General features: G+C 73.6%; 6 protein-coding genes. 2 read left to right on the top strand and 4 right to left on the bottom strand.

The features are described 5' to 3' along the window. Nucleotides 1-94 precede the first annotated feature (94 nt). Complete coding sequence (locus ACIHAR_RS39595; RefSeq protein WP_365466796.1) at nt 95-757, bottom strand: alpha-ketoglutarate-dependent dioxygenase AlkB; 663 nt, start codon at nt 755-757, stop codon at nt 95-97. A 67-nt stretch (nt 758-824) separates the two neighbouring features. On the opposite strand from ACIHAR_RS39595, the gene ACIHAR_RS39590 reads away from it, so the two are divergent. Continuing rightward, nucleotides 825-1,961: a methyltransferase gene (locus tag ACIHAR_RS39590; RefSeq protein WP_400024111.1), complete on the top strand. Its 1,137-nt coding sequence runs from the start codon at nt 825-827 to the stop codon at nt 1,959-1,961. On the opposite strand, the gene ACIHAR_RS39585 is transcribed toward ACIHAR_RS39590, so the two are convergent. After that, a complete protein-coding gene (locus ACIHAR_RS39585; protein ID WP_365466794.1) occupies nt 1,948-2,808 on the bottom strand; it encodes a class II fructose-bisphosphate aldolase in 861 nt (286 codons plus the stop codon). The two genes, ACIHAR_RS39590 and ACIHAR_RS39585, sit on opposite strands and share 14 nt — an antisense overlap. A gap of 18 nt (nt 2,809-2,826) precedes the next feature. Beyond that, entirely contained in the window at nt 2,827-3,702 is an 876-nt protein-coding gene (locus tag ACIHAR_RS39580) for an SIS domain-containing protein (RefSeq protein ID WP_400024109.1), read from the bottom strand. A gap of 81 nt (nt 3,703-3,783) precedes the next feature. Between ACIHAR_RS39580 and ACIHAR_RS39575 the strand changes: the two genes are divergently transcribed. Next, a complete protein-coding gene (locus ACIHAR_RS39575) occupies nt 3,784-4,563 on the top strand; it encodes a DeoR/GlpR family DNA-binding transcription regulator (RefSeq protein WP_400024107.1) in 780 nt (259 codons plus the stop codon). Between the two features lie 130 nt (nt 4,564-4,693). On the opposite strand, the gene ACIHAR_RS39570 is transcribed toward ACIHAR_RS39575, so the two are convergent. Continuing rightward, the gene (locus tag ACIHAR_RS39570) at nt 4,694-5,020 is read right to left on the bottom strand and encodes a DUF2218 domain-containing protein (RefSeq protein ID WP_400024105.1); all 327 of its coding nucleotides are present in this window, start codon (nt 5,018-5,020) and stop codon (nt 4,694-4,696) included. Nucleotides 5,021-5,371 lie beyond the last annotated feature (351 nt).

The following is a 5,371-nucleotide window of genomic DNA, read 5'->3' as shown; positions in this document are numbered from 1 at the left end:
GGCCGCTATCTGGCACAACTGGACCACCGGCGCCAAGATCAAACGATCGCTGATCGCCTACGACCACTGAAGACATCGGACTCATTCATCTAGGTCAGGTGGCGTCCGGGAAGCCGCTGACGCGCAGGGTGACGTTCAGCCGCCCGGTCAGTCCCAGCCCGACGGGGGCGGTCCCCGGAAGCACCCGCGGCACGCCGTGGTAGGCGAGCCGCGACGGCCCTCCGAACACGAAGAGGTCACCGCTGCGCAGCTCCACGTCGGTGTAGGGACGGGTACGGGTCTCGGTGTTGCCGAAGCGGAAGACGCAGGTGTCGCCGAGGCTGAGGGACACCACGGGCGCGTCGGACCTCTCGTCGGCGTCGCGGTGCATGCCCATGCGGGCGTCGCCGTCGTAGAAGTTGATCAGTGCGATGTCGTAGGCGGCCGCCCGGGCCTGCTCGGGACCGAGCGCGTCGGCCACCGCCCGCCGGCCCAGGTCGCCCAGCCAGCCGGGGAACGGCTTGACGGGGGCGCCGTCGCCGTCGACGGCCGTGCGGGCGTAGGCGTACGGGTACCAGTGCAGGCCGAGGCAGACCTGGCGGGCGGTCATCGTGCCTCCGCCCGGAGTACGGACCGTGCGCAGGCCGGCGGGTGGGCGGGCCCACTCACGGCAGGCGTCCAGCAGCTCCCGCTGGAGTGCCGCGTCCAGCCAGTCGGGGACGTGCACCGCGCCGGGCGCGATCTCCGCGCGCTCCCGGGCAAACAGCTCGGTGTCCATGGCACCATCCTCCCCCACCGGGCCTGAGCTGCGGCTCGGCTAGCCTTGACGCACGATGAACGACCGTATGACGACGCCGTGGGGCGAGCTGGAGCTGGCCCGTCACCCCGAGGATCCGCGCGACGGGCTGCGCGCCTGGGACGCCTCCGACGCCTACCTGCTGCGGCACCTCGCCGAGCGGGAGACCCCGCTGGGCGGGACGGTCGTGGTGCTCGGCGACCGCTGGGGCGCGCTGGCCACGGCGCTCGTGGCGCACCGCCCGACGCAGATCACGGACTCCTGGCTGGGGCAGGAGGCGACCCGGGCCAACCTCGCGCGCAACGGGGCCGCCCCGGGCTCCGTCCGGCTGCTCACCACCCAGGACGCTCCGCCCGAGCGGATCGACGTGCTGCTGGTCCGGGTGCCCAAGAGCCTCGCGCTCCTGGAGGACCAGTTGCTGCGGCTGGCGCCCCACGTGCACGCGGGGACGGTCGTCGTCGGCACCGGCATGGTGAAGGAGATCCACACCTCGACGCTCCAGCTCTTCGAGCGGATCCTCGGCCCGACCCGGACCTCCCTCGCCCAGCAGAAGGCCCGGCTGATCTTCACCACGCCCGATCCCTCCCTGGAGCGACCCGCCAGTCCGTGGCCGTACGGCTACGACCTGCCCGAAGGCATCGGGCCGCTCTCCGGTCGACCGGTCGTCAACCACGCGGGGGTGTTCTGCGCCGACCGGCTCGACATCGGCACCCGGTTCTTCCTGGGACACCTGCCGCGCACGCACGGCGCGCAGCGGGTCGTCGACCTGGGCTGCGGCAACGGCATCGTCGGGACCGCGGTGGCGCTGGCCAACCCGCGGGCCGAGGTGCTGTTCACCGACGAGTCGTTCCAGGCGGTGGCCTCGGCGGAGGCGACGTACCAGGCGAACGGGACGCCGGGGCACGCGGAGTTCCGGGTCGGCGACGGGCTGGCGGGGGTGCCGGACGGCAGCGTCGACGTCGTCCTGAACAACCCGCCCTTCCACTCCCACCAGGCCACGACGGACGCCACGGCCTGGCGGATGTTCACCGGGGCGCGGCGCGCGCTGCGCCCGGGCGGTGAGCTGTGGGTGGTGGGCAACCGGCACCTCGGGTACCACGTGAAGCTGCGGCGCCTGTTCGGGAACAGTCAGCTGGTCGCGGGCGACCCGAAGTTCGTGGTGCTGAAGGCCGTCAAGCGGGCCTGAGCCCGGCCCCGGTGACGGTCCGTTCGACCGTCCGGGCCATCGCCTCCCGGCCCGCGCTCAGGTAGGTGCGCGCGTCCACGGCGTCCGGGTGGGCGCCCAGGTACTCCCGGATCGCGCCGGTCATGGCCTGGTTGAGGGCGGTCCCGATGTTGACCTTGGCGATGCCGCCCGCGACGGCCGCGCGCAGTTCGGTGTCCGGGATCCCGGAGGAGCCGTGCAGGACGAGGGGCACGTCCAGGGTCGCGGTGAGCCGCTCGAGCAGGTCGTGGTCGAGGGTCGCGGTGCGGGTGGTCATCGCGTGGACGCTGCCGACGGCGACGGCCAGGGCGTCCACCCCCGACCGTGCGACGAAGGCGCCGGCCTCGGCGGGGTCGGTGCGGGCGCCGGGCGCGTGGGCGTCGCGCGGGGCTCTGCCGTCCTTGCCGCCGATCTCACCCAACTCCGCCTCGATCCACAGCCCTTGGGCGTGCGCCCGGTCGACGGCCGCGCGGGTCGAGGCGAGGTTCTCGTCGTACGGCAGGCGGGAGGCGTCGTACATGACGGAGCTGAAGCCGGCGTCCGCGGCCTGCCGCAGCAGGGGCTCGCTCGTCACGTGGTCCAGGTGCAGCGCGACGGGTACCGAGGCTCGTTCGGCGGCGGTGACGGCGGCGCGGGCGAGCGGGAGCAGGCGGCCCTGGCGGAACCTGACCGCGTTCTCGCTGACCTGGAGGACCACGGGCGCGTCGGCGCGCTCCGCCCCGCTGATGACCGCCTCGATGTGCTCCAGGGTGATGATGTTGAAGGCGGCGACGGCGGTACGGGCCGCGCGGGCGCGGGTGACCAGCTCGCCGGTGGTGGTGAGGGGCACGGCCACTCCCATCGGGGTTCAGAGGATCACCGAGCGGGTGAGGTGACGGGGCCGGTCCGGGTCGAGGCCTTGGGCGGCGGCGACGGCCACGGCGAGGCGTTGGGCGCGGACCAGTTCGGCGAGGGGATCCAGCGCACCGGGGATCCAGAGGCCGCCGGTGGCACGGACCTGTCGGGCCAGCCCCTCGGGGGCCTCGCCGAGCATCCAGGTCGCCGTCCCGCGGGTGGTGATGCTGATGGGGCCGTGCCGGTACTCCATCGCGGGGTGGGCCTCGGCCCAGGCCAGTGCCGCCTCCCGCATCTTCAGCGCCGCCTCGTGGGCCAGTCCGACGGTCCAGCCGCGTCCCAGGAAGGTGAACTGGGCGCACTTCACCAGATCTTGGGGCAGCGGCTCGGCGAGGGCGGTGCGGGCGTCGGTGACGGCGGCGCCGGTGTGCAGGCCGAGGTGGGCGCGGAGCAGGGTGAGCGCGGTGGTGGCGAAGCGGGTCTGCACCACCGAGCGTTCGTCGGCGTAGTCGAGGACGACGACGTGGTCGGCCGTCGTCATGACGGGCGTCTTCGGGTCGGCGGTGATCGCGGTCGTGGGAGTGCGTCCGCGCAGCCGCCCGAGGAGGTCGAGGACCTCGGTGGTGGTGCCGGATCGGGTGAGGGCGACGATCCGGTCGTAGGCGCGGTGGTGCGGGAACTCGGAGGCGGCGTAGGCGTCCGTCTCGCCGTGGCCGGCCCCCTCCCGCAGGGCGGCGGCCGCCTGCGCCATGAAGAAGGAGGTGCCGCATCCGACGATCGCGACGCGCTCACCCCGTCTCGGCAACTCGCCCACGTGCCGGGCGACTTCGGTCGCGGCTCGTGCCCAGCACTCGGGCTGGCCGGTCAGCTCGTCCTCGACGTGGGTCATGCCCCACCTCCCCGACGGTGATTGTTCATGCAAGATAGGGCGAGGTTTCGAGCAACTTCAAGCATGCGAACGGAGTCGGTCATGTCACGGGACGCCCGGTGGAAGGCGCTGCTGGAGCTTCTCGTGGAGCGGGGCCGGCTGGACGTGGAGGACGCGGCCGCCGAGCTGGCGGTGTCGGCCGCGACGATCCGGCGTGACCTCGACCAGCTCGCCGAGCAGCAGATGCTCGTCCGCACACGGGGCGGTGCGGTCGTCCACGGCGTGTCGTACGAACTGCCGCTGCGGTACAAGACGGCACGGCAGGCCTCGCAGAAGCAGCGCATCGCCCGGGCGGTGGCCGGTCTCGTCGCGCCCGGCGAGGCGGTCGGGCTGACCGGCGGCACGACGACGACGGAGGTGGCGCGCGCCCTGGCGGCGCGCGGTGACCTGGCCGACGGTTCACCGGCGCTGACCGTCGTCACGAACGCGCTGAACATCGCGGGCGAGCTGGCCGTACGGCCTAAGTTCAAGATCGTGGTGACGGGCGGGGTGGCGCGGGCCCAGTCCTACGAGCTGGTCGGGCCGCTCGCGGACGGGGTGCTGGGGCAGATCACCGTCGACGTGGCGGTGCTCGGGGTGGTCGCCTTCGACGTCACGCACGGTGCCGCCGCGCACGACGAGGCCGAGGCGGCGGTCAACCGGATGCTGTGCGAGCGGGCCGAGCGGGTCGTCGTCGCTGCCGACAGCAGCAAGCTGGGGCGGCGCGCGTTCGCCCGGATCTGCGCGGCCGACGCGGTGGACACGCTGGTCACGGACGCGGCGGCCGACCCGACGGCCGCGCGACGGTTCGAGGAGGCGGGCATCCGGGTCCTGGCCGTGTGACCACCGCGTCGGCGGATCCGCGGGTCACCGGGCCACCGGTCGGTGCGCCCACGACGACGGGCGGGCCGGAGTCGACGGCTCGCGGCGGCTCCGCGGAGGCGCCGGCAGGGACCGCCGTCACGGACCGCCGTCAGGCGGGTTCACCTCGCTGGGTGCTGCCGGCCTCCCCCGTGTCGCGCCGCCACTCGACGACCAGTTCGTCGCGGGTTCCGAAACGGACCAGGTGACGGCCCATCACGTCCTCGAGCTGGTCCAGGTGTTCGGCGTCGGTCTCCAGGGTGAGCAGCAGGGCGCCCTCGGTCGCGGTGAGCGTGCCGGTGCCCTGGGGGAAGGTGATGCTGCCCTCCCCCTTCTCCTCGTCCCAGGTCGACTCGGCGCGGCGGCCGAGGTGGGCGGCGAGTTGCTTGGCGTGGCGATGGGGACGGTCGGTGAGGACGCGGGCTTCCGAACGGGCCATGGACGACTCCCTGGGTGGCGGGCGGATCGGTGCGCCGGAGGGGCGGACCCCGGGGTTCCGGCTTCCTGCAGTACTGCCAGACGGAGCGGCTCCGCGTACACCTCCCGCGCCGCAAGGTATGAATGCGGCGGGAGTGATGTCCTCGGCGGCCACGGACGGGCCCCGACCGGTTCCGGGGCGGCGCCCCTCCGGCACTCCTCGGCAGGGGCGTCCCCGGAACCGGTCGGGGCCGTCGAGCCGGTCCGCGGCGGCCGGGCTAGATGAATGAGTCCGATGTCTTCAGTGGTCGTAGGCGATCAGCGATCGTTTGATCTTGGCGCCGGTGGTCCAGTTGTGCCAGATAGCGGCCGC

Origin of the sequence: Streptomyces sp. NPDC052016 (genome assembly GCF_044548445.1) — a bacterium.
Lineage (GTDB): Bacteria > Actinomycetota > Actinomycetes > Streptomycetales > Streptomycetaceae > Streptomyces.
Note: the sequence above shows the minus strand (reverse complement) of the source record. Positions and strands in the feature narration are given on the sequence as shown.

Excerpts from the sequence above, each read along its gene's own strand:
- ACIHAR_RS39575 (WP_400024107.1), top strand. The coding sequence starts at position 3,784 with ATGTCACGGGACGCCCGGTGGAAGGCGCTGCTGGAGCTTCTCGTGGAG.
- ACIHAR_RS39595 (WP_365466796.1), bottom strand. The coding sequence starts at position 757 with ATGGACACCGAGCTGTTTGCCCGGGAGCGCGCGGAGATCGCGCCCGGC.
- ACIHAR_RS39580 (WP_400024109.1), bottom strand. The coding sequence starts at position 3,702 with ATGACCCACGTCGAGGACGAGCTGACCGGCCAGCCCGAGTGCTGGGCA.
- ACIHAR_RS39570 (WP_400024105.1), bottom strand. The coding sequence starts at position 5,020 with ATGGCCCGTTCGGAAGCCCGCGTCCTCACCGACCGTCCCCATCGCCAC.
- ACIHAR_RS39590 (WP_400024111.1), top strand. The coding sequence starts at position 825 with ATGACGACGCCGTGGGGCGAGCTGGAGCTGGCCCGTCACCCCGAGGAT.